The organism is Sphingobium sp. D43FB (genome assembly GCF_002312805.1).
GTDB lineage: Bacteria > Pseudomonadota > Alphaproteobacteria > Sphingomonadales > Sphingomonadaceae > Sphingobium.
On the sequence record NZ_NMUA01000250.1, the window covers coordinates 1 to 395 of the forward strand.

At 61.0% G+C, this 395-nt stretch carries 1 protein-coding gene; it reads left to right on the forward strand.

What is annotated here, in order from left to right; all coding sequences use genetic code 11:
• Nucleotides 1-395: PepSY domain-containing protein (locus SxD43FB_RS24250; RefSeq protein WP_176482932.1), on the forward strand; the 395-nt coding region annotated here is incomplete at both ends.

The following is a 395-nucleotide window of genomic DNA, read 5'->3' on the forward strand; positions in this document are numbered from 1 at the left end:
AGCAATTTACCCGTGCCCTGCATGGCTGGTGGCTGGTGCCTTTCACCAATGGTTACAGCTGGGGCTGGTACCTGGTCTCGCTGCTGGGCTTGCCGCTGTTGGCCTCGCTGGTCACGGGCCTCGTGGTCTACAAGCGCTTCTGGAAAGGTTTTTTCAGGCCAACGCTGCGCATTCGTCACGGTGCGCGGATTTTCTGGGGCGACTTCCACCGGTTGAGCGGCATCTGGTCGATCTGGTTTATCGCGGTGATTTCCATCACCGGCACCTGGTTCCTGATCCAGGCGATCCTGGGCGATAACCAGATCACCATTTCCAGCGAGCCGATCGTCCCGGCGATTGCCCGCGACAAAGTACCGATGTCCGCCCCGGGCGTGCCGGCGCCCATGATTCCACTG